At 69.7% G+C, this 25,628-nt stretch carries 22 protein-coding genes; 7 read left to right on the top strand and 15 right to left on the bottom strand.

Features of this window, described 5'->3' with window-relative positions; genetic code table 11:
• Positions 1-4 precede the first annotated feature (4 nt).
• Positions 5-1,048 (bottom strand): heat-inducible transcriptional repressor HrcA, encoded by a 1,044-nt coding sequence (gene hrcA / locus VIR15_RS15730; protein WP_331929405.1) that lies wholly within the window; start codon positions 1,046-1,048, stop codon positions 5-7.
• Between the two features lie 144 nt (positions 1,049-1,192).
• Between hrcA and VIR15_RS15725 the strand changes: the two genes are divergently transcribed.
• Complete coding sequence (locus VIR15_RS15725; protein ID WP_331929403.1) at positions 1,193-2,086, top strand: DUF3097 domain-containing protein; 894 nt, start codon at positions 1,193-1,195, stop codon at positions 2,084-2,086.
• Here the strand turns inward: VIR15_RS15725 and VIR15_RS15720 are convergent.
• The 3 genes from VIR15_RS15720 to VIR15_RS15710 are packed head-to-tail and all read right to left on the bottom strand — an operon-like array spanning position 2,064 to position 6,120.
• A complete protein-coding gene (locus tag VIR15_RS15720) occupies positions 2,064-3,500 on the bottom strand; it encodes an aldehyde dehydrogenase family protein (protein WP_331929402.1) in 1,437 nt (478 codons plus the stop codon). The genes VIR15_RS15725 and VIR15_RS15720 overlap by 23 nt on opposite strands.
• 11 nt (positions 3,501-3,511) lie before the next feature.
• Entirely contained in the window at positions 3,512-4,753 is a 1,242-nt protein-coding gene (hemW, locus tag VIR15_RS15715; RefSeq protein ID WP_331929401.1) for a radical SAM family heme chaperone HemW, read from the bottom strand.
• A 56-nt stretch (positions 4,754-4,809) separates the two neighbouring features.
• On the bottom strand, positions 4,810-6,120 hold the full coding sequence (locus VIR15_RS15710) for an MFS transporter (RefSeq protein WP_331929399.1): 1,311 nt from the start codon (positions 6,118-6,120) through the stop codon (positions 4,810-4,812).
• Between the two features lie 45 nt (positions 6,121-6,165).
• On the opposite strand from VIR15_RS15710, the gene VIR15_RS15705 reads away from it, so the two are divergent.
• On the top strand, positions 6,166-6,981 hold the full coding sequence (locus VIR15_RS15705) for a tyrosine-protein phosphatase (RefSeq protein ID WP_331929397.1): 816 nt from the start codon (positions 6,166-6,168) through the stop codon (positions 6,979-6,981).
• Between the two features lie 89 nt (positions 6,982-7,070).
• Here VIR15_RS15705 and VIR15_RS15700 read toward each other — a convergent pair whose 3' ends face one another.
• Positions 7,071-7,784, bottom strand: a complete 714-nt coding sequence (locus tag VIR15_RS15700; protein WP_331929396.1) for a Gmad2 immunoglobulin-like domain-containing protein — start codon at positions 7,782-7,784, stop codon at positions 7,071-7,073.
• Between the two features lie 429 nt (positions 7,785-8,213).
• Positions 8,214-10,055 carry a translation elongation factor 4 gene (lepA, locus tag VIR15_RS15695; RefSeq protein ID WP_331929395.1) on the bottom strand — a complete coding sequence of 614 codons (1,842 nt, stop codon included), beginning with the start codon at positions 10,053-10,055 and terminating at the stop codon, positions 8,214-8,216.
• Between the two features lie 301 nt (positions 10,056-10,356).
• Here lepA and VIR15_RS15690 point away from each other — a divergent pair, with 301 nt between their 5' ends.
• Complete coding sequence (locus VIR15_RS15690; RefSeq protein WP_331929394.1) at positions 10,357-10,710, top strand: cupin domain-containing protein; 354 nt, start codon at positions 10,357-10,359, stop codon at positions 10,708-10,710.
• Positions 10,711-10,815: 105 nt separating this feature from the next.
• On the opposite strand, the gene VIR15_RS15685 is transcribed toward VIR15_RS15690, so the two are convergent.
• Genes VIR15_RS15685 through VIR15_RS15675 form a run of 3 tightly spaced genes read right to left on the bottom strand, consistent with a single transcriptional unit; the run spans position 10,816 to position 14,488 of the window.
• A complete protein-coding gene (locus VIR15_RS15685) occupies positions 10,816-11,853 on the bottom strand; it encodes an ABC transporter ATP-binding protein (protein ID WP_331929392.1) in 1,038 nt (345 codons plus the stop codon).
• The gene (locus tag VIR15_RS15680; protein WP_331929390.1) at positions 11,850-13,430 is read right to left on the bottom strand and encodes an ABC transporter permease; all 1,581 of its coding nucleotides are present in this window, start codon (positions 13,428-13,430) and stop codon (positions 11,850-11,852) included. The genes VIR15_RS15685 and VIR15_RS15680 overlap by 4 nt, the downstream gene beginning before the upstream one ends.
• 26 nt (positions 13,431-13,456) lie before the next feature.
• Positions 13,457-14,488 carry an extracellular solute-binding protein gene (locus VIR15_RS15675; RefSeq protein WP_331929388.1) on the bottom strand — a complete coding sequence of 344 codons (1,032 nt, stop codon included), beginning with the start codon at positions 14,486-14,488 and terminating at the stop codon, positions 13,457-13,459.
• Between the two features lie 138 nt (positions 14,489-14,626).
• Between VIR15_RS15675 and VIR15_RS15670 the strand changes: the two genes are divergently transcribed.
• Positions 14,627-15,151 (top strand): type II toxin-antitoxin system PemK/MazF family toxin, encoded by a 525-nt coding sequence (locus tag VIR15_RS15670; protein ID WP_331929386.1) that lies wholly within the window; start codon positions 14,627-14,629, stop codon positions 15,149-15,151.
• A 65-nt stretch (positions 15,152-15,216) separates the two neighbouring features.
• On the opposite strand, the gene rpsT is transcribed toward VIR15_RS15670, so the two are convergent.
• The 4 genes from rpsT to VIR15_RS15650 all read right to left on the bottom strand — a co-directional run bounded on the left by rpsT (position 15,217) and on the right by VIR15_RS15650 (position 19,355).
• Entirely contained in the window at positions 15,217-15,477 is a 261-nt protein-coding gene (rpsT, locus tag VIR15_RS15665; protein ID WP_331929384.1) for a 30S ribosomal protein S20, read from the bottom strand.
• A gap of 210 nt (positions 15,478-15,687) precedes the next feature.
• On the bottom strand, positions 15,688-16,647 hold the full coding sequence (gene holA, locus VIR15_RS15660; protein WP_331929381.1) for a DNA polymerase III subunit delta: 960 nt from the start codon (positions 16,645-16,647) through the stop codon (positions 15,688-15,690).
• Between the two features lie 61 nt (positions 16,648-16,708).
• Positions 16,709-16,918 carry a hypothetical protein gene (locus tag VIR15_RS15655; protein WP_331929379.1) on the bottom strand — a complete coding sequence of 70 codons (210 nt, stop codon included), beginning with the start codon at positions 16,916-16,918 and terminating at the stop codon, positions 16,709-16,711.
• 196 nt (positions 16,919-17,114) lie between these two features.
• The gene (locus VIR15_RS15650) at positions 17,115-19,355 is read right to left on the bottom strand and encodes an ATP-dependent DNA helicase (protein ID WP_331929377.1); all 2,241 of its coding nucleotides are present in this window, start codon (positions 19,353-19,355) and stop codon (positions 17,115-17,117) included.
• Between the two features lie 97 nt (positions 19,356-19,452).
• On the opposite strand from VIR15_RS15650, the gene VIR15_RS15645 reads away from it, so the two are divergent.
• Both VIR15_RS15645 and VIR15_RS15640 read left to right on the top strand, forming a co-directional pair.
• Complete coding sequence (locus tag VIR15_RS15645; RefSeq protein WP_331929375.1) at positions 19,453-21,168, top strand: formate--tetrahydrofolate ligase; 1,716 nt, start codon at positions 19,453-19,455, stop codon at positions 21,166-21,168.
• A gap of 69 nt (positions 21,169-21,237) precedes the next feature.
• A complete protein-coding gene (locus VIR15_RS15640) occupies positions 21,238-22,206 on the top strand; it encodes a ketopantoate reductase family protein (RefSeq protein ID WP_331929373.1) in 969 nt (322 codons plus the stop codon).
• A gap of 21 nt (positions 22,207-22,227) precedes the next feature.
• Here the strand turns inward: VIR15_RS15640 and VIR15_RS15635 are convergent, their stop codons facing one another.
• Positions 22,228-23,313, bottom strand: coding sequence for a GNAT family N-acetyltransferase (locus VIR15_RS15635; protein ID WP_331929371.1), 1,086 nt, complete (start codon positions 23,311-23,313; stop codon positions 22,228-22,230).
• A 141-nt stretch (positions 23,314-23,454) separates the two neighbouring features.
• Positions 23,455-24,933 (bottom strand): GTPase HflX, encoded by a 1,479-nt coding sequence (gene hflX / locus VIR15_RS15630; RefSeq protein ID WP_331929369.1) that lies wholly within the window; start codon positions 24,931-24,933, stop codon positions 23,455-23,457.
• 79 nt (positions 24,934-25,012) lie between these two features.
• Here hflX and VIR15_RS15625 point away from each other — a divergent pair, with 79 nt between their 5' ends.
• Entirely contained in the window at positions 25,013-25,624 is a 612-nt protein-coding gene (locus tag VIR15_RS15625) for a class I SAM-dependent methyltransferase (RefSeq protein ID WP_331929367.1), read from the top strand.
• The last annotated feature ends 4 nt before the right edge of the window (positions 25,625-25,628 follow it).

Genomic DNA, 25,628 nt, shown 5'->3' with positions numbered 1-25,628 from the left:
ACGGTCATCCCGTGTGGTTCTCGTCGAGGATCTCCGACACGTAGCGGGCAACGGCCCTGACCGAGGCCATTGTCGTCGGATAGTCCATGCGGGTCGGGCCGAGCACGCCCAGGCTGGCCACGCGCTCCAGACCGGACCCGTACCCGATGGAGACGAGTGAGGTCTTCTGGAGTCCCGTGACCGGGTTCTCGGAGCCGATCCGGACCGATACGGCATCCGGGTCGTCATCGAGCTGTCCGAGCAGGCGCAGCAGCACCACGTGCTCCTCGAGAGCCTCCAGGATCGGGCCAATGGACGTCGCGAAGTCGCCACCGGGCCGGGCCAGGTTCGCCTGTCCGGCGAGCACGACCCGCTCCTCCCGCTCCTCGATGAGAGCATCGGTCAGAGCCGAGACGATGGCCTCGACGACGGGGCGCTCCTCAGCAGGGGCGTCCTCCACGAGGTGGCGCAGCTCCGTCGCGGCCACGGTGAAGGGCACGCCCGCAGCCACCTCGTTGAGCGAGGCCCGCAGTCGGGCGAGGAGCTGCTCGCCATCGCTGCCGGCAGGCAGGGCGCGGACCTCGACGACCCGCTGCTCGACCCGACCGGTGTTGACGATGAGGATGACCATCAGGTGCGTGACGCCGACCGGGACGAGCTCGATGTGCCGGACCGTGGACCGCGTCAGCGAGGGGTACTGCACGACGGCGACCTGGCGCGTCAGGCCCGCGAGCAGACGGACGGTCCGGTCGACGACGTCGTCGAGGTCAACGGCTCCCTGGAGGAACTGGCTGATCGCGCGCCGCTCCCCCGCACTCAGCGGCTTGATCTGGCTCAGCCGGTCGACGAAGACCCGATATCCGGCGTCGGTGGGCACCCGGCCGGCGGAGGTGTGCGGCGCGTGGATCAGCCCCTCCTCCTCGAGCTGGGCCATGTCGTTGCGCACGGTGGCAGCGCTGACGCCGAGGTGGTGGCGATCGACGAGCGCCTTGCTGCCCACGGGCTCGGAGGTCTGCACGTAGTCCTGCACGATGGCACGGAGCACCATGAGCTTGCGCTCCTCGCTCATTCCGCACCTCCCGCTGGCACTCTCGTCAGTCGAGTGCCAAGTCTACGTCGTGGCACGGCCCCTCGCGAAGTGCTCCCTCGACCGAGAGGGGCGGGGCACCCGCGTGGCGGTCCGGCTGGGAGTGAGCCCAGCGGCATACGCTCCATGATCGTGTCGCACCACGATCGTTACGGCTCTGACGTCCTCTCCGGCGACTGGCGAGCGCCCCGGCGCGGGCGCTCCCTCGACGTGCCTGCCGAGCCCGGCCTGGTTGTCGAGGAGGTCGAGACCGGCTGGGTCGGTGCGGTCGTGCGGGTGGAGAAGGCGGGCGGCATGCACGTCGTCACGCTCGAGGACCGCCGTGGGCAGGTGAAGGCGTTCCCCTTGGGGCCGGGGTTCCTCATCGACGGCAAGCCAGTCGCCCTGACCAAGCCCCTTGCAGCCGCGTCAGCCGCACTCGACGCCGCCCGGAAGGCGCAGTCCCGCACGGCCAGCGGGTCCGTCGCCGTGCACGGCGCCGCGGCGCGGGTGGCGAGCGGATCACGGATCTACGTCGAGGGGCGCCACGACGCCGAGCTGGTCGAGAAGGTCTGGGGCGACGACCTGCGCATCGAGGGCGTCGTCGTCGAGATGATGGACGGCGTCGACGACCTGGCCGGCATCATCGCCGACTTCCAGCCAGGCCCCGGCCAGCGGCTCGGCGTGCTCGTCGACCACCTCGTGCCGGGCACCAAGGAGGCCAGGATCGTGGCGCAGGCCCGGGCGCTCCCGGGGCTCAAGGACCACGTGAAGATCCTCGGGCACCCCTACGTCGACGTCTGGCAGTCGGTGCGGCCAGCGCGCCTGGGGTGGGAGCAGTGGCCCATCATCCCTCGCGGAGTGTCGTGGAAGCACGGGATCTGCGCGGCCCTGGGCTGGCCGCACGAGTCCCAGGCCGACATAGCCCACGCCTGGAAGCGGATCCTCGGCACCGTGCGCACGTACGCCGACCTCGAGCCGGCCCTCCTGGCCAGCGTCGAGGAGCTGATCGACTTCGTCACCGACGTGGCGGCGCGATGAAGCGCCGCACGAGCGTCTCCTTGATCGACGTGAACGGCGGGTAGATCGCCGCAAGCAGGTCCGGCTTCGCCGGCACGTCCAGGACCGGCTTGGCGTGGCTGAAGAGGGCGATCGACTCCTCCCCGTGGTACTTGCCCATTCCGCTCGCACCGACCCCGCCGAAGGGCAGGGACGGGGCCCCCATGTGGACCAACGGCGCGTTGAACGTCAGCGCGCCCGACGACGTGTCGCGGATGAAGCGGCGCTTCGTCTCGCCGCGGGAGGTGAAAACGTAAAGGGCCAGCGGCTTGTCCCTCGCACCGATGAACTCGACTGCCGCGTCGACGCCGCTGACCTCGATGAGGGGCAGGATCGGGCCGAAGATCTCCTCCTGCATGGCCAGATGGTCACCGTCGACGCCATCGAGCACGGTCGGCTCGATGTAGCGGGACTCGGAGTCCGTCCCCCCTCCCCGGACCACGTGGTCCTCGGTGATGAGGCGGGAGATCCGACCGAAGTGACGGTCGTTGACGATCCGGCCGTAGGCGTCCGACTGCGAGGGATCCTCGCCGTAGAAGTCGCGGATCGCCTTGTCCAGCAACGGTTTCAACGCGTCCAGCACAGGTCGGGTGGCGATGACGTAGTCCGGCGCCACGCAGGTCTGCCCGGCGTTGGTGTACTTGCCCCACACGATGCGTCGCGCGGCCGTGTCGAGGTCCACTCCTTCATCGACGAAGGCCGGCGACTTGCCGCCGAGCTCGAGGGTCACCGGTGTGAGGTGACGAGCCGCCGCTTCGAGAACGACCCGCCCCACGGTGCCGTTGCCGGTGAAGAAGATGTGGTCCCACGGCTGGGTGAGCAGCTCGGTCGTCTCGCGGACGCCGCCCTCGACGACGCGGACTGCCGCCGGGTCGACGTAGCGAGGCAGCAGGCGAGCCAGTGTGGCCGAGGTCGCCGGGGCCACCTCACTAGGCTTGAGAACGACCGCGTTGCCTGCCGCGAGTGCACCGGCGATGGGGGTGAGGGCGAGCTGGACCGGGTAGTTCCACGGGCTGATGACGAGCACGACGCCCAAGGGTTCGCGCACCACCTTGGCGCGGGCCGGCCGCATCCAGATCGGCAGCGGCGCGGACCGTGGCCGGGTCCAGGACTTCAGCTGCTTGAGGACGTGGGTGATCTCGTTGGACGTGTACCCGAGCTCGGTGATCCACGACTCGGCCGAGTGCTTGCCGAGGTCGGCGTCGAGCGCCTCGCAGAAGGCGCTCTCCTGCTCCGAGAGCATGCGTCGCAGCCCCGTCAGCTGGGCCGTTCGCCAGGCGAGCGGCTTGGTCACGCCGGTGCCGAACACACCTCGCAGCTCATCGACCAGCCGGGCGGCGTCGAGCTGGTCGCGGCCGTCGGTTCCTGCCGCTGGTGGGCGGATCGTCTGGGTCATCCTGCTCCTTGTCACGCAATCAGTCGGTGCACGACCGTGTCGGCGAGCAACCGGCCCTGTCGCGTCAACACGACCCGGCCGCCGCCCACCGCCGCAGGCCCGTCAACAAGCCCGTCGGCGATCAGGCCCGCAACGGCCGCACGTCCCGATACTCGCAGGTAATCAAGCGGAAGTCCCTCGATGATCCGTGTGCCGAGCAGCACAGTCTCGTCGTAGCGCTGCTCCCCGGTCAGCGTCTCCCGGCCCTGCGCCGGCGACTGTCCGGTCGCCAACCTGGCCGCGTAGGCAGCGGGGTGCTTGACGTTCCACCACCGCACACCCCCGACGTGGCTGTGCGCACCCGGACCGATCCCCCACCAGTTCGCGCCTGACCAGTAGGCGACGTTGTGCCGGCATCGGGCCTGCTCCGACCTGGCCCAGTTGCTCACCTCGTACCAGTCGTAGCCGGCCGCCGACAGCACCTCGTCCGCGAACTCGTACTTGTCCGCCTCGTCGTCGTCCTCCGGCATCGGGACCTGGCCACGCCGCACCTGGGCGGCCAGCTTGGTCCCCTCCTCGACGACGAGCGCGTAGGCGGAGATGTGGTCCGGTTCCAGCGCGATGGCCACGTCGAGGCTCCGCCGCCAGTCGTCGAGCGACTCCCCCGGCGTCCCGTAGATGAGGTCCACGCTGACCTGCATCCCGGCCGCTCGGACCGCATCGACCGCGCGCGCGACGTTGTCGGGGTCATGGGTCCGCTCGAGGGTCGCGAGCACGTGCGGGACCGCGGACTGCATCCCGAGCGAGACGCGGGTGAAGCCTCCGGCCGCGAGCTCGGCCAGCGACTCCGGCGTCACGGAGTCGGGGTTGGCCTCCGTCGTGACCTCCGCGTCGGGTGCAAGCCCAAAACGAGTCCGTATGCCGCTGAGTACCCTCACGAGGTCACGTGACCTCAGCATCGTCGGAGTTCCACCACCAACGAAGACCGTTGAGACAGTGGGCGGCTCGCCCCCAAGCACGGAGCGGGCCAGGTCGAGCTCCGCGAGCGCGGCATCGGCATAGGTGTCGAGACCGATCGACGGCCCTGACCCGTCCCGGGCGGCAAGCTCGGTCAGCGTGTAGGTGTTGAAGTCGCAGTAGCCGCACCGGACACGGCAGAACGGCACGTGCACGTAGATGCCCAGGTCAGTCGTGGCGAGGCCCGCCAGGGCCGAGCTCGGGAGCTCGCCCGACGCGGGCGGAGCGTCTCCGTCGGGGAGCGAGCTGGGCGGCATACGGCCATTGTCTCAGGCGGCAGGGCACCCGCTGGACGCGCGCACCCGCCGGAAGGTCATCCCGAGTGCGTCGTGACGCCGTAGCTGGCCCGCGACGCGAGCGCCCACCGGGCCGCAGGGACGCTGACGAGCGCGATGCCGACCATGATGCCGGCGAGCATGAGCCACCCGCGCTCGCCCTGCTCGACGCAGAAGAACGTCACGATCGGCGGGCCGATGACCGCCATGACCGAGAACCCCAGGCCGGCGAAGCCCTGGTACTGCCCCTGCCGCTCGTGCGGGGCGAGACCGAGCTGCAGGCCCCACTGGCCTCCGGAGCCGATCATCTCGCCGACGACGTGGACCAGCGACCCGGCGACGAGCACGGCGATGGCGATCCAGTAGCTGCCCCGATCCGCGACGGCGACGATGGCGAACCCGGCTGCGATCCAGAGGGATCCGCGCACGAGAGCCTTCGCGCCGGCTTCCACGGAGTCGGACCGCCGCGAGAAGCGCACCTGGAACAGCGCGACCATCGCGGTGTTGACGATGAGGAGCACCGCGACCATGACCGTTGGAGCCTCGGTGTGCTCGGAGATGTACAGGGCCAGGCCGAGCTCCATGACGAAGAAGTGCAGGGCGTAGAGCCCGGTCAGGGCGGTGACGACGACGTACGGCCAGTCGCGCAGGACCGCGAGGCGGGGCTCGCCCGCGGCCCTCTCGTGCGGCGGCAGGTGCGGCAGCCGGGTAGTGTTCCACGCCGCGAAGGCCGTGAAGACCGCGTTGAGCACGAAGACCGCCACATAGGCCCACGCCTCGTCGACGATGAGGGCGAGACCACCGAAGACGGAGCCCAGCCCGAGGGCGGAGTTGGTCACGGCTCGCAGGTAGGCCTTGAAGAGCACACCCCGGCCACCTGTCGCGAGCTGAGCGATGACGCCCTGGTTGACTGCGCCGGCGCCCCGCTCGAAGAACGCGAGCACACCGAGCAGGACGGCGAGCACCAGCGGAGACCGGGCGAACACGGGCGGGGCGCTGAACAGCGCCGCACCGGTCATGAAGAGGGTGAGCATCTCTCGCGGACCGCGGGTGTCACCGAGATGGCCCGCGGGGACCTGCACGACGATTCCGACGAGGGCCCCCACGGACATGGCGAGGGCGACCTCGGTGGGGCTGAAGCCGACCTGCCGGGTGAAGTAGAGCGCGCTGGTCGTCAGGACGGCCCCCGCGCCGAACCGGTTTGCGAACGAGCTGAGAGCGAGGACCCGCAGGTCCGGGTCGACGGGAATCCCTCGGTGGGTGAGCTTCTCGCCCTGGCTCGCGTCCGCAGTCGTCGTCATCGCCTCGCCTCCCTTAAGTATCTTGATGTCAAGATATCTGGTGGTCATGAGGGCGAGGCAAGCGATTAATCCAGATCGCTTATCGTCGTAAGGGTGTACCAACCAAGCTGGATCGACCTGAGCGGCGTCGTCAACATGCGCGACCTCGGCGGCCTGCCGACTGCGGGTGGCGACGTCGTCCGCCCACGCCGCCTGCTGCGGTCCGACAACCTGCAGGATCTGGCAGAGCGCTCCGTCACGGCGCTGCTCGAGGAGTACGGCGTCACCGACGTCGTCGACCTGCGCACCCACGTCGAGGTGGCCAAGGAGGGAGACGGACCGCTCCGCGCCACGCGCGTGCGCCACCACCACTTCACCCTCTACCGCGAGGACACCCACGAGTCGGGCATCCCGGCGGCCGAGCGCGCCCTGCCGTGGGAGCGGGATGAGGCCAAGGCTGCAGTCCGGCGTGGGGAGCGCGAGAAGCGCGGGCGCAGCCACGACGAGTTCTGGTCCGAGCACTACCTGTCCTATCTGTCGACCCGCCCGGACTCCGTCGTCGCCGCGCTGCACGCCATCGCTGGCAGCGAAGGCGCGGCCATCGTCCACTGCGCCGCCGGCAAGGACCGGACCGGCACGATCGTCGGGCTCGCCCTGAAGATCGTCGGAGTGCCGGATGACGTGGTCATCGCTGACTTCGCCGCGTCGGCGCAGAAGGTCCCGCTGATCCTCGAGCGGCTGCGCCTCAGGCCCGCCTATGCCGAGAACATGAAGGACAAGACGGTGGCGCAGCAGTCACCGACGACCGAGACGATGCGGATGCTGCTGGGCGCACTCGAGGCGCGCTACGGCGGCGTCCACGGTTGGCTGAGCAGCCAGGGCTGGACCCAGTCGGACACCGACCGGATGCGCCTCAAGCTCCTCGGCTGAGCCTGCCGCCCCCTCGACCCGGTTCGAGGTATTCCACGGCTCCATGCAGCGGACTTCAACCTCGAACCGATTACCTCGAACCGATCGGCTCACCTCACGGTGAACTGCTTGGTATCCACCGCCGGTCCGGGTCCCTCCCCGCCTGACGGGTCATCGGTGGCGAGCTCCACCACGTACTTGCCCGGAGGCAGCTTCGCCGAGAACCGCACCGTCCCAAATGTTCCCATCGAGCCGCCCATCGCGGTTCCGCGCTTCTCGACCCGCACGTCTAGGCCATGGACCTTCCACGTGAAGGTCCCCTCGAACGAGGTTCCGTAGCCGGTGAAGTTGACCAGGCCGGCACGGACGACGGCACCCTCCTGGGGGTTCACGACCCAGGCCTGCGCCTGCACCTCGGCCCGTGGTGCGCGCTCCCAGCGCCCTTCGAGATGGACGAGACCCCAGGCGTCATACCGCTGGCCGCCGACCGTGATGACCACGGAATGCGCGTCGCTTCCGGCGCGCTCGCTCGCAGCGAGCGCGGTGTAGACGAGCTGTTGAATCGCCACCGGAGCCAGCTCCTTGCCGACGGTGGTGTTGCGGAAAGCATCGGCCGACACGTCCACCATGAGAGTGGCGGCGTCCTCAGTCACCCGGACCCGGGAGGCCGAACGCCACGGGTTGAAGTACTCCGGGTCCAGCGGAGTGAGCCGCATCATCGCGGAGATGGACGACGAGATCGGCCCGTCGATCTTGCGAATCGTGCGGAACTCGCGGAAGAGCTTGAAGTGCCCCTGCGACTCGCCGACGAAGTACACCGGCATCCCGCTCAGCGTCGTGCGGGTCGTTGGCGAGGTTGTCGGCCGCGGTGAGGTCGGAGTCGTCGGCTCCGATGTTGTCGTTGTCGGTTCCGGTGTGGGTTCCGTCGTCGGGGAGCTCGACGTGGAGGTGGGCGCAGCGGTACCCGTCGTCCCCGGCGTGCCCGGCGATCTCCCGCATCCTGCCAGAGCCACGAGGGCTACAGCGAGGACGCCCACCCACATCCGCATCGCACGCTGTCGCTTGGCCTTCATGGCTCCTCCTATCCTCGAATCCCTTCACTTCCAGTGCACGGCTGCTGGGACGGTGAGGCTAGGGTCGAACGTCCGCCTTTCTTCGCCGAGCGGGCTTCCCGCCGGCGACGGCGTGCTCGTGGTGCTCGGCGTGGGGCGGCGCCACCCCACCGTAACGGCGCGGGTTGTCGGCGAGTGGCGCTACTTTTTCGCCTTGTCCCCGGCGTCGCTGGAGAGCGCGGCGATGAAGGCCTCCTGGGGGACCTCGACGCGCCCGACCATCTTCATCCGCTTCTTGCCTTCCTTCTGCTTCTCGAGCAGCTTGCGCTTGCGGCTGATGTCGCCGCCGTAGCACTTGGCGAGCACGTCCTTGCGGATCGCGCGGATGTTCTCGCGGGCGATGATCCGCGAGCCGATCGCGGCCTGGATCGGCACCTCGAACTGCTGTCGCGGGATGAGCTCTTTGAGCTTGGTCGCCATCATGACGCCGTACGCGTACGCCTTGTCCTTGTGGACGATCGCCGAAAAGGCGTCGACGGGCTCGCCCTGCAGCAGGATCTGGACCTTGACGAGGTCGGCGACCTGCTCGCCGTCGGGTTCGTAGTCCAGCGAGGCGTACCCACGCGTCCGCGACTTCAGCTGGTCGAAGAAGTCGAAGACGATCTCCGCGAGCGGCAGCGTGTAGCGCATCTCGACCCGGTCCTCGGACAGGTAGTCCATGCCGCGCAGCTGTCCGCGCTTCTGCTGGCAGAGCTCCATGATCGCCCCGACGAACTCGCTCGGAGCGAGGATCGTCGCGCGGACGATCGGCTCGCTCACCGAGGCGATCTTGCCTTCGGGGTACTCGCTCGGATTGGTGACGTGAACCTCGGAGCCGTCATCCATCGTCACGTCGTAGACGACGTTGGGCTGGGTCGAGATGAGGTCGAGGTTGAACTCCCGCTCGAGCCGCTCACGGACGATCTCGAGGTGGAGCAGGCCGAGGAAGCCACACCGGAAGCCGAAGCCGAGCGCGGCCGACGTCTCCGGCTCGTAGACGAGTGCCGCGTCGTTGAGCTTGAGCTTGTCGAGGGCGTCGCGCAGGTCTGGGTAGTCGGACCCGTCGAGCGGATACAGGCCGGAGAAGACCATCGGTTTCGGGTCGCGGTACCCGCCGAGCGACTGCCCGGCCGGCTTGCTCGCATTGGTCACCGTGTCACCGACGCGGGACTGACGCACGTCCTTGACGCCCGTGATGAGGTAGCCGACCTCGCCCACGCCGAGCCCCTTCGAGGGGATCGGCTCGGGGCTGATGACGCCGATCTCGAGCAGCTCGTGCGTGGCCTTGGTCGACATCATCACGATGCGCTCGCGTGGGTTGAGGTTGCCGTCGACGACTCGGACGTAGGTGACGACGCCGCGATAGGTGTCGTAGACGGAGTCGAAGATCATCGCCCGGGCCGGGGCGTCCGCGTCACCGACTGGGTGCGGGATCTGGTCGACGATCTGGTCGAGCAGCGGTTCGACGCCCTCCCCGGTCTTGCCGGACACGCGGAAACAGTCGGCAGGGTCGCCACCGATGAGCTTGGCCAGTTCCTCGGCGTACTTCTCCGGCTGCGCTGCCGGAAGGTCGATCTTGTTGAGGACCGGGATGATCGTGAGATCGTTCTCCATCGCCAGGTAGAGGTTGGCGAGCGTCTGCGCTTCGATCCCCTGTGCGGCGTCCACGAGCAGCACGGCGCCCTCGCACGCGGCGAGGCTGCGTGACACCTCATAGGTGAAGTCGACGTGGCCGGGCGTGTCGATCATGTTGAGCGCGTAAGTCTGTCCATCGGCTTCCCAGGGCATCCGCACGGCCTGGCTCTTGATCGTGATGCCGCGCTCGCGCTCGATGTCCATCCGGTCGAGGTACTGCGCCCGCATCTGTCGCGCCTCGACGACGCCGGTCAGCTGGAGCATCCGGTCGGCGAGGGTGGACTTGCCGTGGTCGATGTGAGCGATGATGCAGAAGTTGCGGATCAGGTCCGGCGGCGTTGCGTGGGGCGCCAACGCGGAGCGGGCCATGGGCGACACGGTGGAGAGAACCTCGCAGAGTTGGGTCTTGGGGGGCGGTGGGATCAGCCAATCCTCCCATGCTTTCCGAACCGCATTTTCACGTATGCCGCTGGGCTGGCTCCCACGGCCCGCGTGCCCTCACGCGCCCTCCCCGTCCCCCGCAACACACCCGCTTGCCGCGTGGTGGTGCCTGCTGCAGCACGGTCGAGCACTCGGCAAGCGGGTGTGTTGCGTCGAAAAGTGGTGGAGCCGGTCGACGTAGGCGTGACACGTTGGCTAGTGAACGACGCACCGACCCGGGAGGCAGCTCATGGAGACCCTCATCACCCGATCCGACGGCCGCGAGGACGGCGAGGAGTGGACCGAGAACTACGAGCGTCTTCCCGGCGGCGCCGGCATCTCGATCATCCTCGAGTCGACCACAAAGGAAGGCGTCGGGCCGAGGCTGCACCGGCATCCCTACGCGGAAACGTTCATCATCCGCCGCGGCTCGGCGACCTTCACCGTCGGTGTCGGCGAAGACGCGCGCCACATCACCGGCCGCGGTGGCCAGGTCCTCGTCGTCCCGGCGCAGACACCGCACCGCTTCCGGACCGGCCCCGAGGGCTACGAGGCCGTGCACATCCACGCCAACGACGAGTTCGTCACCGAATGGCTCGAGTGACCCACCCACCAACCCCTTCCGCAACACACCCGCTTATCGACTGCCCGGGCCTGCTGCAGTCGGCCTGAGCAGTCGACAAGCGGGTGTGTTGCGGGTGAGTCGGGGTCAGGTGGGGTAGACGAGGGCCGGGCCGATGACGCGGATGGCGACGTCGTCACCGCGCTGGAGCGGTGCGACCGTCCGCGCGAGGACCCGGATCGGGACGTCGCCGGACCGGACGGTCAGGCGGGCCAGGGCGTCGTGCCCGAAGAAGCTGACGTCATCGACATGGGCGCCCGTGGCTCCGCGCTCGACCCGGGCGTCGACCCGGATCTGCTCCGGGCGGACGACCGCGAGGACCGGGCCGTCGGCAGGCAGCACGCTGCCGTGGATCGGGAGCCGGCCGAGGACCGTGTCGACCGTGTGGCCGGCCTTGGTGCCGGGCAGCTCGACGAGGTCACCGACGAAGCGGGCGACATCGAGGTCGGTGGGTCGGTAGTAGACCTCCGTCGGGCTGCCGTGCATGACGAGCCGGCCCGCCTCCATCACGGCGACCGAGTCGGCCATGGACAGGGCCTCCTCCTGGTCGTGCGTCACGATGATCGCCGTGGCGTCGATGGCCCGCAGCACCTGGCTCACCTCGTCGCGGACCTGTGCACGCAGGCCGGCGTCGAGGGCGGAGAACGGCTCGTCGAGGACCACGACGCGGGGGCTGGGGGCGAGCGCCCGCGCCAGGGCGACCCGCTGCTGCTGCCCGCCGGAGAGCTGGTCGGGCCGGCGCGTGCCGAGTCCTCCGAGCCCGACGAGCTCGAGCATCTCGTCGACGCGTCGCCGGCCCTGACCCGAGCGGGGCAGCCCGTAGCCGATGTTCCGGGCGACGTCGAGGTGCGGGAAGAGCGCGCCCTCCTGCGGCACGACGGCCACGCCGCGCCGCTCGGGCGGGACGACGGTGAGCTCGTCCACGACCGCGCGACCGTCGATCTCGACCCGGCCGCGGTCGGGACGGATGAACCCGGCAACGATCCGCAGCAGCGTGGTCTTGCCGCAACCGGATGGACCGAGGACCGCCGTCAGTTCACCCGAGGACACGGTGAGGTCCACGTCGGTCAGCGCAGTCGTCGAGCCGAAGGCCTTCGACACGCCCGAGAGCTTCACTTCACTCACAGGTCCTCCGTTGCGGTGAATCGTCCTTGCGCCCGCATGAGCCACAGCGTGGGCAGCACGGCGAGCAGGACGAGGGCGAGCGCATACGGCGCGGCAGCGGCGTAGGCGGCGACTCCGGTCTCGGTCCACAGGCTCGTGGCCAAGGTGTTGGCGCCGGTCGGGCGCAGGAGCAGCGTCGCGGGCAGCTCCTTCATGATCGTCAGCAGGACGAGGGCGGTCCCGGCGGCGATACCCGGGGCGGCGAGCGGGATCGTGACCCGGCGCAGGACCGCCAGCGGTGAGCTGCCGAGGGACCGGGCGACCTCCTCGATGCGCGGCGAGCTCATCGCGACGGCGCCTCGCACGGCCCCGATGCCGGCAGGCAGGAAGAGGACGGCATAGGCAATGAGCAGCAGCGGCGTCTGCTGGTAGATCGGTTGGGCGACGCGAACACCGAAGAAGACGAGGGCGAGGGCGACCACGATGCCGGGCAGGGCATGGCCCGCCCAGGTCGCGGTCTCGATGACGGCGCTCGATCGGCTGCGGTGCCGCGCGACGAGCACCCCGATGGGGATGGCGAAGGCCATCGTCGCGGCGGCGCCGAGGACGGCCAGGAACAGGGTCGTGCCGGTGCTCGTGAGCAGCCGCTCGGTGTCGATGCCGGCGGACAGGCCGGTGGCGAACCAGTAGAGCAGCGACGCGACCGGGAAGACCAGGGCGACGACGAGAACGGCGCCGACGGCCACCGACGCAACCGGCCCCAGCGAGCCGAGCCGATGCAGCTCCGGGCGCCTCGAGACCCCACCACCGAGCCGGGTCTGCTCGACCGGCCGGCGGGTCCACCGCTCGCCCACGGCGATGATGACGGTGATGACCACCAGCAGCGTCGACAGGACCGCCGCCGGCGTCCGGTCGAAGGTCGCGGTGTAGGAGGTGTGGATGACCCGGGTGAACACGTCGTACTGCAGGATCGACACCGCCCCGAAGTCACTGAGCGTGTACAGCGCCACGAGCAGGCCACCTGACGCCGCCGCCGGCCAGACCTGCCGTGCCGTCACCGTCCAGAAGGTGCGCCACGCAGAGCGTCCCAGGCTCCGGGAGACCTCCTCCTGCGCCGGGTCCACCGCCCGCATCGCCGCCATGACCGGCAGGTACACGTAGGGAAACGTACAGGCGGTCAGGACGATGGTCGCTCCGAGGAACCCGCGCGCCCACGGCACCGCAGCCACCCAGGCGAACGCGGCGACATAGCTAGGGATCGCCAGCGGCAGCGGCGCCAGCACGGCAAAGACTCGACGACCGGGCATCGCCGTGCGGGTCACGAGCGCGGCCAGACCGATCCCGATGACGAGGCAGAGCCCGGTGACGACGACGGCCAGGCCCAGGCTGCGGCCGATGAGCGCGAGCGTGCCGGGACGGGTGAGGATCTCGAGGATCCGGTCCGGCCCCGCCTCGAAGGTACGGACCAGCAGGTAGCCGAGCGGCAGGACGGCGAGGGCAGCGCCCGCGAGGGCCGGGACGACGAGCCACCACGGGGGGCGCCCGTGGCCCTCTCGACCGGGAGCAGCGTCGACCGGGCCGGTGGCCGGATCGGCCACCGGTCGCTCGGTCGTCGTCAGCTCGCTCAGGTCAGTCCCACCTCGTTCAGCATGGCCAGGGTCGTCTCGAGGGAGTCGAGCTCGTTGAGGTCGATGCTCGACTTCTCCAGCTCGGCGAGCGGCGGCAGGTCGTGCTTCGAGGTGATGCCCTCGATGACGGGGTACTCGGCGGTCTCATCGGCGAAGTACTGCTGCGCCTCATCCGACAACAGGTAGTTCACCGCCTTCTCAGCGGCTGCCTTCTGGTCGGTGCCCTTGAGGATCCCAACGCCGGCCACGTTGATCAGCGCGCCCGGGTCGTCGGCACCAAGGAAGTGGATCTGGGCCGTGACCGCGTCGGCGCCCTTCTCGGCGACCCGCTCGTACCAGTAGTAGTGGTTGATCAGGCCCAGCGCGACCTCGCCCTTGTCGACACCATCGAGGATCAGGACGTTGTTGTCGTACTTGCGCGGCTCGTTCGCCTTGAACTTCGTCAGCCACTCCTTGGCGCCGTCCTCGCCCTTGGCCACGCGCAGCGCGGTGACGAAGGCCTGGAAGGACGCGTTGGCCGGCGCGTAGCCGATCTTGCCCTTGTACTTCGGGTCGAGGACGGCATCGACGGAGGTCATCTGCTCGACCTCCGGAGCCTGCTGCGGGTTGAACGCGATGACGCGCGCCCGAGCTGACGTCCCGACCCACAGACCGCCCGGATCCGCGAAGCCGTCGATCACCTGCTCGGACGCCGCCGGGTCGAGCGGCTCGAGCCGGCCGGCCTTCGCCAGCGCGCCGAGCGCACCGGCGTCCTGACTGAAGAACAGGTCCGCCTTGGTGGCCTCTCCTTCCTCGAGCAGCTGCGCCGCGAGCTCGCTCGAGCCCGCGTAGCGCACCCCGACCTTGACACCGGTCTGCTGCTCGAGGTCCTCCAGCACACCCGCGACGAGGGACTCGCTCCGGCCGCTGTAGATGACCAGGTCCGCACCCTCGGTCGTGTCGGTCGGGCCGTCGCTGCCGCCGCACGCTGCGGCACCAAGAACGGCGAGCGCCGCGACGGACGCGCTGAGGAAACGGCGAAGGTGCACGTGCTGCTCCTGCCCATAGGGGTCAAGTTAGGACATGCTTACCTTAGGGCACCCCGAGTGGTGCCCTGACACCTGTTCTTCAAAGCGGAACAACCCTCCGGCCTGGGGCGCCGACCATCACTCATTACCGTTGGCCCCATGTCGTCAACCCTGGCGCGGATCAAAACTGCACTGCGCAGCCTCACCCGAGCAACGACGAAGCGGGGCGGGGCACCCGCCCGGCGGCATCCGTCGGAAGCGAGCCCAGCGGCATACGCCCCCTATCTGGGAGACGCGACGACGCTGCCCGACATGACGTACGCGCCGAATCCCGACGGTGCGCCGGACCCGGGTGAGATCGTCTGGGCGTGGGTGCCGTACGAGGAGGACCACGCCCGCGGCAAGGACCGTCCCGTCCTCGTCATCGGGCGCGAGGGGAACCTGCTCATCGGGCTGCAGCTGACGAGTCAGGACCACGACCGGGACGAGGACCAGGAGCGCCGCGCCGGTCGCGAGTGGATCGACATCGGGACCGGGGCGTGGGACCACCGCGGACGCTCGAGCGAGGTGCGCGTCAACCGCCTGCTTCGGCTCGACCCGGCGTATGTGCGCCGGGAGGGCGCCGTCCTGTCACTCAACCGCTACAAGGACGTCATCGCAGCCGTGCGCACCCACTACAGCTGAGCGGGTACGCACTGAGCCCCCCGCCCGATCGGGCGAGGGGCTCGGTGAAACGTTCGATGATCGCGTCAGAGGGACGCAGCCTTCTTGGCCATGGCCGACTTCTTGTTGGCGGCCTGGTTCTTGTGGATGACACCCTTCGACACGGCCTTGTCGAGCTTCTTCGAGGCGGTCTTCAGGGCGTCGGCGGCGGCGTCCTTGTCACCGGAGGCGGCAGCCTCGCGGAACTTGCGGACCCACGTGCGAAGCTCGCTCTTTACCGCCCGGTTGCGCTCGGTGCGCTTCTGGTTGGTCTTGATGCGCTTGAGCTGCGACTTGATGTTTGCCACGTGACGTACTTTCTTGGTCGGAATGGTTGCCGTTAGAGGGCGGCAAAGCTGCTCGGGACCGGGCGTGGGGCACCCTTGCGTGAGCTGCTCTGGATTGCTGCATGCATACGCGCACGACCTGAGCGCGCACGCAAGGCACAAAGTTACCAGCGGCTCAGCGCCGCCTCCAAACTGGCCGAGCCAGACGAGGCCGTATGCCGCTGGGCCCGGTCACTGCGCCGCGCGGGCTCGGGTGATGGTGAGGATCGCCCGCTCCACCGCGTACACGGGATCGCGCCCGCCACCCTTGACCTCGAAGTCGGCCGCCGCCACGGCCTGCACGGCGACCGCAAGCCCCTCGGGGCTCCAGTGCGTCACGGCACGACGGGCCCGGTCGACCTGCCAGGGCGCCAGGCTCAGGCTCTTGGCGACCTGCGCGGAGCTGCCCCGCCCCGCGGAGCCGACCTTGATGAGCTGGCGCAACTGGGAGGCGAGCACCGCAACGATGGGCACCGGGTCGAGACCGCTGGCGATGGCATGGCGCAGCAGCCGAAGCGCCTCCCCGGCCTGGCCGGCGATCGCCGCGTCCGCGACACGGAAGCCGCTCGCTTCCACCTTGCCGCCGTGGTAGGTGTCCACGATCGCGTCATCGACGGTGCCCTCGGTGTCCGCGATGAGTTGGCTGCACGCCGCTGCGAGCTCGCGCACGTCCTTGCCGACCGCCTCGACGAGGGCGCGGACACCGTCGCTCGTGATCCTGCGTCGCGCCTGGGCGAACTCCTTCGTGACGAAGTCCGACTTGTCCCGGTCGGACTTGATCGCCGGGCACTCGATGAGCTTCGCCTGCTGCTTCTTGAGGGTGTCGAGGACCTTCTTGCCCTTCATCCCGCCGCCGTGGGTCACGACGAGGGACACGTCCTCGAGCGGCGCTCCCAAGAGAGAGAGCAGGTCGACCTGGAGCTCGTCCGGCGACTCGTGCAGCCCCTTGACGACGATGCACTTCGTCCCGCCGAAGAGGGACGGGCTTGCATGGAGGATGAGCGAACCGGGCTCGTAGCCGGCGGCCTCGACCCGGATCACCTCGGCGCCCGACGCCTTGGCGTCCGTAACGACGCTCGCGACCGCCCGCTCGACGAGCACGTCCTCGGGTCCGCTCACGAGGACGAGGGAGGGAACGGCCGTTTCGGTCATGGCGCCAACCCTGCCATGCGGTTCAGACACTCCGACATCCCCGGTCACCGGGTTGGCCGATTCACGGGTCGCGATGCCGACCAACCCGAACGGGACGCAGGCTGCCCACGACCAGGACGACGCCGACGGCGGCGAGGATGGGGCCGATCACCGCCCAGAGCCTGACACCCGACATGCCGCTCCCGCCGATCCAGCCCATCCCCTGACCGAACCAGACGAGCCCGAGGACGACGAAGACGGCGCCCAGCACCAGCCCTACCATGCGACTCATGGTCCGCCTCCATTCCCGGAGGTCGGATGCCTCCGACTCCCCCAGCGTAAGTCAGTGTGATATCAGTCACTCGATCCGCACTTCACAGCAGACGATGGCCGCCGTCGAACGGTTCATGACCGAAGACCTGTCCGATGGTGCGCAGCAGGTTGTCGTGGTTGACCGGCTGTGAGAGCACCGGGGGTTGGAGGCGCCGTCAGTCGAACAGCTGGCCCGTGGCCAGGGTGAGGCCGAGCTGGTCCGCCCTGGCCGCGATGGCCGCCTCGGGAAGCTCGAAGTGGTCCACGAGCTCGTCCAGGAGCATCCCCGACTCGGCTGCGTCCCGGAGCTCCTCGTCCTGCTCGTCGGTCCACGCGTGGCCGCTCGTCACCCCGCTCCTCGCGGAGTCCGCGACCGGCGGTGGCGGTGCGACCGGCCGCGGGTGCTCGGTCCCGTCCTGATCGGTGCGGGCCCCGGTCAGTGAGCGCAGAACCGGTTCCTCCACGGTCAGCGGCGCGGGGGCTGTCTCGTCCAGCCGCGTCAGCGCCGCGAGGACCATCCCCTTGTCGGTCGTCGGCCAGAAGGGCGGCAGGGACCGCTGGAGGAAGCCGGCGTATCGCGCCGACATCATCCGCGAGTCGAGGAACGCGACGACGCCGCGGTCGTCGCCCCGGCGTACTAGACGACCGGCGCCCTGTGCGAGACGCAGCGCGGCGTGCGTGGCCGAGACAGCCATGAAGCCGTTGCCGCCCATCCGCGCGATGGCCTGCGAGCGCGCCGACGCGAGCGGGTCGTCGGGGCGTGGGAACGGGATGCGGTCGATGATGACGAGCTGGCAGGACGAGCCCGGCACGTCCACCCCTTGCCAGAGGGTGAGCGTGCCGAAGAGGCACGTGCGCGGATCGCGGGCGAACTGGCGCACGAGCGTGGAGATCTGGTCCTCGCCCTGGCACAGGATGGGGATGTCGTCACCCAGGCGCGCCCGCATCACCTCGGCCGCGGTCTGCGCCGCCCGGGTGGACGAGAAGAGCCCGAGAGTGCGTCCGCCGGCGGCGCGGACGAGCTGCTCGATCTCGTCCAGGCTCTCGTCGCTCGCGCCGTCCCGCCCGGGCGGGGGCAGGTGGGCTGCGACATAGGCGATGGCCTGCTTCGGGTAGTCGAAGGGGCTGCCCACGTCCAGCCCACGCCAGGCCGGCGCGCCCTCGCCTCGCAGCCCGATCGTGCCGGCCACGGCGTCAAAGGTCCCGCCGAGCTCGAGGGTGGCGGACGTCAGGACGACGGTGCGGTCGCTGAAGATCTTGTCGCGCACGAGCATGGCCACGCTCATGGGCGCCACATGGAGGACCGGCCCGCGCCGTGGGTCCTGGCCGAGCCAGACGACGTCGAGCTCGCGCTCCTCGAGGATCCGCTCGGCGTTCTCGTGGACCTCCTCGACAGCGGCTCGCGCCACCTGCTGTGCACCGTCGGCGTCCTGTCCTGGTGTCGGCTTGAGATCGGACTGGACGACGCGCGCCGAGTCGCGGATGCGCGCCAGCGCGAGGGACACCGAGTCGGGCAGGCCAAGCAGCCGGCCTTCCTCCATCGGCTCGAGGGCCGACGCGAGCAGGTCACCCGCCTCGTCGAGCGGCTGGGTGTTCTCCGAGAGGCGACCGGTCTTCTTCGCCGCGGTCTTGACCATCGCTCCGGTGAGCTCATCGGTGATCGTCGCGGTGACCCGGTCGACGAGCTCATGGGCCTCGTCGATGACGAGCAGGTCGTGCTCCGGGAGCATCTGGCGTCCCTCGAACGCGTCGATCGCCATGAACGAGTGGTTCGTGACGATGACGTCGACTTCCTTGGCCGCCGCCCTGGCCCGCTCGACGAAGCACTCGGCGACGAAGGGGCACTTGCTGCCCAGGCACTCGTGCGCCGAGACGGAGACCTGGCGCCAAGCCCTTTCCGGCACCCCTGGCACGAGCTCGTCCCGGTCACCCGACTCGGTCTCGGACGCCCACGCCCGCAGGCGGACGACCTCCTGTCCGAGCCGTCCGGCGCTCGCGTCGACCGCTGCGACGGAGAGCAACCCGTCATCCTCGTCCGGGAACCCGCCCTCGATCTTGTTGACGCACACGTAGTTGCGGCGCCCCTTCACGAGGGCATAGGTCGGGCGCCTGCCGAGGAGGGGCTCCAGAGCGGTCGCCACACGAGGCATGTCGCGGTCGACGATCTGTGCCTGGAGTGCCAGCGTGGCCGTCGCCACGACGGCGGGCCGCCCTGTGTCGAAGGCATGAGCTACCGCAGGCACGAGATAGGCCAGGGACTTGCCGGTCCCGGTGCCGGCCTGGACGAGGAGGTGCTCCTCCCGCTCGATCGCCGCGGTGACGGCTCGCGCCATCTCCACCTGCCCCGGGCGCTCTGTCCCGCCAACCGCGGCGACGGCTGCATGCAGGAGCTGGTCGAGCGTCGGTCGCGGGGCCATTGGCTCAGGGTATTCCGACCCACTCGGACTTCGCCCACGGCTCTCCGCCACTGTGGAGAACACGCCGCGAGCCGCAAAGGTGCGGTTGGATCGGAGCATGACCACCACGCCGTTTCCCTCAGACCTCGACATCGCCTCCGCGGCAACCCTGCGGCCGATGGACGAGATCGGCGCCCAGCTCGGCATCTCGCCGGAGCACCTCGAGCCCTACGGCCGGGACGTCGCCAAGATCGACCTCGCGTTCCTCGACGAGCCAGCCCAGCGGCATACGGCATCGGCTGGAAAGTACGTCGTCGTCACGGCAGTGACGCCGACACCCCTCGGTGAGGGCAAGACGACCACGTCGGTGGGCCTGGCCCAGGGCCTCCAGCGCCTCGGGAAACGGGCGGTCGTCGCGCTACGCCAGCCATCGATGGGCCCGACATTCGGGATCAAGGGCGGCGCCGCCGGCGGCGGGTACAGCCAGGTCGTCCCGATGGAGCGGCTCAACATGCACCTCACGGGCGACTTCCACGCCATCACCGCAGCGCACAACCTGCTCGCCGCGATGGTCGACAACCATCTGCACCAGGGCAACGCCCTCGGCATCGACGTCCGCAACATCACCTGGCGCCGGGTCCTCGACGTCAACGACCGATCGTTGCGCAACGTCGTCATCGGCCTGGGAGCCCGTGAGGACGGTGTGCCGCGCGAGACCGGCTTCGACATCACGGCCGCCAGCGAGATCATGGTGCTGCTCACGCTCGCCAAGTCGCTCTCCGACCTGCGGCAGCGTCTCGGCCGCATCGTCATCGGCTACACCACCGAGGGCAAGAGCGTCACCGCCGAGGACCTCGGCGCCGCGGGGGCGATGGCCGCGATGCTCAAGGACGCGATCAAGCCGAACCTACTGCAGACCCTCGAGGGCGGTCCCGCCATCATCCACTGCGGCCCGTTCGGCAACATCGCGACCGGCACCTCATCGGTCACCGCCGATCTCATCGCCATCCAGGGCAGCGACTACGCCATCACCGAGGCCGGGTTCGGCGCGGACATGGGCGCTGAGCGGTTCTTCAACGTCAAGTGCCGCGTGAGCGGGCTCAAGCCCGACGTCGCGGTCATTGTCGTCACGGTGCGTGCGCTCAAGTCGCACTCGGGCAACTACCTCATCCGGCCCGGCAAGCCGCTGCCTCCCGGCCTGCTCGACGAGAATCCCACTGACGTCCAGGCCGGGCTGCCCAACCTGCGCAAGCACATCGAGATCGTGCGCAGGTTCGGCGTGCAGCCGGTCGTCGCGATCAACGCCTTCCCACAGGACCACGACTCCGAGCACGACGTGATCCGGCGCTACTGCAACGGCATCGGGGTGCGCAACGCCGTGACCAGGCACGTGGCCGAGGGCGGCGCCGGTGCCATCGAGCTGGCCGAGGTCGTCATGGAGGCGGCCCGGGAGCACACGAGCTTCGAGTTCCTCTATCCACTCGACCTGCCGCTGGAGCAGAAGATCGAGGCCATCGCGATGCAGATCTACGGGGCGGACGGCATCGACGTGAGCCCGGCAGCGGCGAGGGCCCTGCGGGACTACGAGCGCCTCGGCTTCGGTGGCCTGCCGGTCGTCATCGCCAAGACGCACCTGTCGATCTCCTCGGATCCGACGCTCAAGGGTGCGCCGCGGGGCTGGCGGATGCCGGTGCGCGAGGTGCGAGCGGCGGTCGGCGCCGGCTACGTCTACGCCATCTGCGGCGAGATGCGGACCATGCCCGGCCTGTCCGCCGCCCCGAACGCCCAGCGGATCGACGTGGATGCGGAGGGCAACATCACCGGCCTGAGCTGACCGCCACGGGCTCCGTAGAGTCGAGCCATATCGCCCGCGAGTCACCCGCCCATCAGAACCATCGCTGTCGTGGGAGCCGGGGCCATGGGCGCGATGTACGCGGACCACTTCAGCAGGGCGGGCTTCCGCACTCTCCTCGTGGCGCACGGTCACCGCCCAGCCCGGTTGCGCGGCCAACCGATCCGCGTCAACGGCCACACCCTGGACGCCGAGGTGGTCGATCCCCTCGACGCCCAGTGGGAGGCGAGTGCGCCCGTTGGCCTCGTCATCGTCGCCGTCAAGCACCGCCAGCTGCCGGATGCCGTCGAGCTGGTCCGATCCCTCGTCTCGAGGGACACGACGGTGCTGTCCGTCCTCAACGGTCTCGACAGCGAGGAGACCATCCTGCGCGGCCTCCGCCAGCCCGGCCCGACAGGAGTGCGTCCAGCGATGGAAGTGGCCGATGAGCAGGTGCCCTTGTGCATCGCGTTGGCGATGGATGCCGAGCGCGAGGGCAACGAGGTCCGCTACACCCAGGCCGGGCGCCTCGTCTTCGGGCACCGGCACCTCATGGCGAGCGACGAGGCCGGACCTGACTGCCGACTCGAGTCAGTCCGGGACGCACTCACCCGAGCCGGGCTCGAGTGGTCCGCCCCGGACGACATGCCCCACGAGCTGTGGTGGAAGTTCATGGTCAACGTCGGGATCAACCAGCCGTCTGCGGTGCTGCGGGCACCCTACGGCGCCTTCGCGCGGCCCGGTCCTGCACGCGATCTCATGACGGCTCTCATCGAAGAGGTGCGCGCGGTGGCCGCGGCCGAGGGGGTGGAGCTCACCGAAGCGGACGTGTCGCGCTGGCACGCCGTCCTCTCCGGGCAGCCGTCTGACGGCATGACCTCCATGCATCAGGACGTGCTCGCGGGTCGCCCGACTGAGGTCGACATCTTCGCCGGTCGCGTCGTCTCCCTCGGACGCCAGCACGGCATCCCAGTGCCGTACAACCAGACGATGCTGTGGATCCTCCACGCACTCGACGGAGCCGCGGGCGCGAGCGCGTGACAGCCAGCCGACGGAACCAGGTCAGGGTCGGCCGTCCGTGACGAGGGGCGCGCCATCGATCCGGCGCGCCATGAAGACGTCGTCGCGGTACTCGTCGCCCTCGAGCCAGATGGCGCCGGGGATCCGACCGACCTCGACCCATCCGGCCCGCTCGTAGAAGTCACCGAGCCCGAGGCCGCTGCGATAGTCGAGGATCAGGAGGTTGACGTCGGGGAGGGCCCGCCGAGCGATCCCGACCATTCCGGCGAGGAGCAGGGCGCCCCAGTTCCGACGCTGGGCTGTTGGGTCGATCATGAGCCGCTTGAGCCAGGCGACGTGGGCGAAGCCCGGCTCTCGGGTGTACTCCCAGAAGCCGAAGCCGCACAGCGTGCCGTCCGGCTTGCGCAGCCCGATGAGCAGCGACTTCCCCGCACGCACGAGCTCGGCATGCTTCTCGAACGCCGCGCGGACCCGCGCGACGGGCGCCCCGGGGAGGAAGCCCACCGCTCCCCCAGCGTCGTTGACCCGGCACCACAGGTCGACGAACTCGTCCACCTCAGTGCGGTCGAGGTCGACCACCCCGACGTCCGGCAGTCTGAGGATGATGTCCGGCTCGTCCTCGGGGAAGTGCGGGTGGACCTCTCGGCCCACCTCGACGAGACCGGCAGCGAGGGCGGTCGCGAGCGACGCGCCGTTGACCGGGGCGATCGCCGCGCGGACCGGTAGGTCGGGCCGGTGCTCGGCCGCCCAGTTCACGACCCCGCGCGCGAGCTCGCGGCCGAGCCCCCGTCCCAGTGCCGCGAACTCCAACCGGTAGTACAGGTTGAGGTGCGGCTCGCCACGGTCGCGGATCACGCGCAACCCGGCCCATCCGATGACCTCCCCGGTGGCCAGCTCCTGGGCCGGCGCGTAGTCGATCCCTTCGGCCCGCCATCGCTCGAGGGATGCGGCGAAATGCTCCCCGCACTGCTGCACCGTCGCCATGGCGGCTGGCTTGTGCACGTAGGTGCGCGGGTCGGTGTGCAGCCGCACGTAGTCCGCCAGGTCCTCCTCGACCGGCCGCCTCAGCCCGAGGCGCGGGGTGTTGATCCACGTGGTCGCTGCGTCGACGACTGATGGGCGTGTCATGTCCAAGGCCATCCGTGCATCCTCTCCGACGGGACCGACAACGACAGTGAGGGGCCAGCCAGGGTCAAAGTGCGGGAGGCGCCCCACGTAGCGGTATGCCGCTGAGCCGGCTCAGCGGCATACGACCCCTTGGTGGGTGGCTCAGGCGACGACGAAGTCAGACAAGTCCGCCTCGACGGACGGCGTCACCCGGGCGCGCACCCGCGTGCCGTCCTCGACGTGCTCGCTCTCGAGGATCTCGCCCTCCTCGTGGATCTTGGAGAGCAGGTCGCCACGGTCGTAGGGCACGAGCGCCTCGACCTCGATGTCCGGCTTCGGCAGCTCGCGTGCGATGAGCTCGCGCAGCTCGGCGATCCCCTCGCCGGTGCGGGCGGACACGGCGATCGAGTGCTTCTCGTGGCGGCGCAACCGGGTAAGGACCGCGGGATCCGCGATGTCCGCCTTGTTGATGACGATGATCTCCTTGATGTCGTCGCCACCGACGTCGGCGAGCACCTCACGTACCGCGGAGATCTGGCCCTCGGGATCGGGGTGCGAGCCGTCGACGACGTGGAGGAGCAGGTCCGCGTCGCCGACCTCCTCGAGGGTCGAGCGGAACGCCTCGACGAGCTGGTGCGGCAGGCTGCGCACGAAACCGACGGTGTCGACGAGCGTGTAGACCCGCCCGTCCTGGGTCTCGGCGCGGCGGACTGTCGGGTCGAGGGTGGCGAAGAGCTGGTTCTGCACGAGCACGCCCGCGCCGGTGAGGCGGTTGAGCAGCGAGCTCTTGCCGGCGTTGGTGTAGCCGGCGATCGCGACGCTCGGGATGCCGCCCTCGCGGCGGCCCTGGCGCTTCGTGTCGCGCGTCGTCTTCATGCCCTTGATGTCGCGACGCAGCTTGGCGATCTTCGTGTTGATGCGGCGACGGTCGAGCTCGATCTTCGTCTCACCCGGGCCTCGCGAGCCGATGCCCTCACCACCGGCGACGCGGCCACCGGCCTGCCGGGACATCGACTCACCCCAACCACGCAGGCGCGGGAGGAGGTACTGGAGCTGCGCGAGCTCGACCTGGGCCTTGCCTTCCCTGCTCTTCGCGTGCTGGGCGAAGATGTCGAGGATCAGGGCCGTCCGGTCGATGACCTTGATCTTGACGACGTCCTCGAGGGCGCGCCGCTGGCTGGGGGCGAGCTCGCCGTCGGCGATCACGGTGTCCGCACCCTCCGCGATGACGATGTCGCGCAGCTCGATCGCCTTGCCCTTGCCGAGGTAGGTCGCGGGGTCGGGCCGCTGGCGGCGCTGGATGACGCCGGCCAGGACCGTGGACCCGGCAGTCTCGGCGAGGGCGGCGAGCTCGCGGAGCGAGTTCTCAGCGTCCTCGGCCGTGCCCTCGGTCCAGACGCCGGCCAGGACAACCCGCTCGAGGCGGAGCTGGCGGTACTCGACCTCGGTGATGTCCTCGAGCTCGGTGGACAGTCCTGCGACGCGCCGTAGTGCGGCGCGCTCCTCCCGGTCCAGCTGGTCGCCGTCAAAGCGGCCGTATGCCGCTGAGTCGGCCTCCAGCCCCTCGTCGGCGAGCGCTTCGGCCTGGGTCGCAAACAGGTCTTCGGCTGTGGATGGCTTGGTGCTGTGGCTTCGTGTCATGTTCCTCATAGGGTCCCATTTCCACAACGACGGCGGCGACACATTTGTGCCCGTGCCCGGCGAAGTACGGTTGCCGGTGATGAGCGAGCGCCCAGATCACTACTTCAGCGCCGATCCGGCCTCACCCGAGGAGCGGCAGCAGATCCGGGTCCGGCTAGACGGTCGCGACCTCACCCTGACGACCGCCCGCGGCGTCTACTCCCCCGGTCGGCTGGACCCGGGCACGGCGGTCCTTCTCTCGGGGGCTCCCGACCCCAGCCCGACCGGCCACCTGCTCGACCTCGGGTGCGGCTGGGGTCCGATCGCGATCACCCTCGCGCTGCGTTCTCCCGGTGCCCAGGTCTGGGGAGTCGACGTGAACCGCCGGGCCCTGCAGCTGGCGGCTCACAACGCCGACGTGGCGGGAGTCAGCAACGTCACCTTCTGCGAGCCGGACGAGGTGCCGGCCGATGTCCGTTTCGAGACGATCTGGTCCAACCCCCCGATCCACGTCGGCAAGGCTGCCCTGCACGCCCTGCTCCAGCGGTGGCTGCCACGACTGGCCGATGACGGCGTGGCACACCTCGTCGTCCAGAAGCACCTCGGCTCGGACTCCCTGCAGAAGTGGATCAACGCGCAGGACTGGGGACTGGCCTGCACGCGGGTCTCCTCGTCGAAGGCCTTCCGGATCCTCGAGGTCCGGCGCACCTGAGCCG

Source organism: Intrasporangium sp., from assembly GCF_036566125.1.
Taxonomy (GTDB): domain Bacteria; phylum Actinomycetota; class Actinomycetes; order Actinomycetales; family Dermatophilaceae; genus Intrasporangium.
This window is presented reverse-complemented; position numbering and strand designations above follow the sequence as displayed.

Bases quoted from the DNA above. Each gene is read 5' to 3' on its own strand.
- hrcA (WP_331929405.1), bottom strand. From the start codon at position 1,048: ATGAGCGAGGAGCGCAAGCTCATGGTGCTCCGTGCCATCGTGCAGGAC.
- VIR15_RS15725 (WP_331929403.1), top strand. From the start codon at position 1,193: ATGATCGTGTCGCACCACGATCGTTACGGCTCTGACGTCCTCTCCGGC.
- VIR15_RS15720 (WP_331929402.1), bottom strand. From the start codon at position 3,500: ATGACCCAGACGATCCGCCCACCAGCGGCAGGAACCGACGGCCGCGAC.
- hemW (WP_331929401.1), bottom strand. From the start codon at position 4,753: ATGCCGCCCAGCTCGCTCCCCGACGGAGACGCTCCGCCCGCGTCGGGC.
- VIR15_RS15710 (WP_331929399.1), bottom strand. From the start codon at position 6,120: ATGACCACCAGATATCTTGACATCAAGATACTTAAGGGAGGCGAGGCG.
- VIR15_RS15700 (WP_331929396.1), bottom strand. From the start codon at position 7,784: ATGCCGGTGTACTTCGTCGGCGAGTCGCAGGGGCACTTCAAGCTCTTC.
- lepA (WP_331929395.1), bottom strand. From the start codon at position 10,055: ATGGCCCGCTCCGCGTTGGCGCCCCACGCAACGCCGCCGGACCTGATC.
- VIR15_RS15690 (WP_331929394.1), top strand. From the start codon at position 10,357: ATGGAGACCCTCATCACCCGATCCGACGGCCGCGAGGACGGCGAGGAG.
- VIR15_RS15670 (WP_331929386.1), top strand. From the start codon at position 14,627: ATGTCGTCAACCCTGGCGCGGATCAAAACTGCACTGCGCAGCCTCACC.
- holA (WP_331929381.1), bottom strand. From the start codon at position 16,647: ATGACCGAAACGGCCGTTCCCTCCCTCGTCCTCGTGAGCGGACCCGAG.
- VIR15_RS15655 (WP_331929379.1), bottom strand. From the start codon at position 16,918: ATGAGTCGCATGGTAGGGCTGGTGCTGGGCGCCGTCTTCGTCGTCCTC.
- VIR15_RS15650 (WP_331929377.1), bottom strand. From the start codon at position 19,355: ATGGCCCCGCGACCGACGCTCGACCAGCTCCTGCATGCAGCCGTCGCC.
- VIR15_RS15645 (WP_331929375.1), top strand. From the start codon at position 19,453: ATGACCACCACGCCGTTTCCCTCAGACCTCGACATCGCCTCCGCGGCA.
- VIR15_RS15635 (WP_331929371.1), bottom strand. From the start codon at position 23,313: ATGACACGCCCATCAGTCGTCGACGCAGCGACCACGTGGATCAACACC.
- hflX (WP_331929369.1), bottom strand. From the start codon at position 24,933: ATGACACGAAGCCACAGCACCAAGCCATCCACAGCCGAAGACCTGTTT.
- VIR15_RS15625 (WP_331929367.1), top strand. From the start codon at position 25,013: ATGAGCGAGCGCCCAGATCACTACTTCAGCGCCGATCCGGCCTCACCC.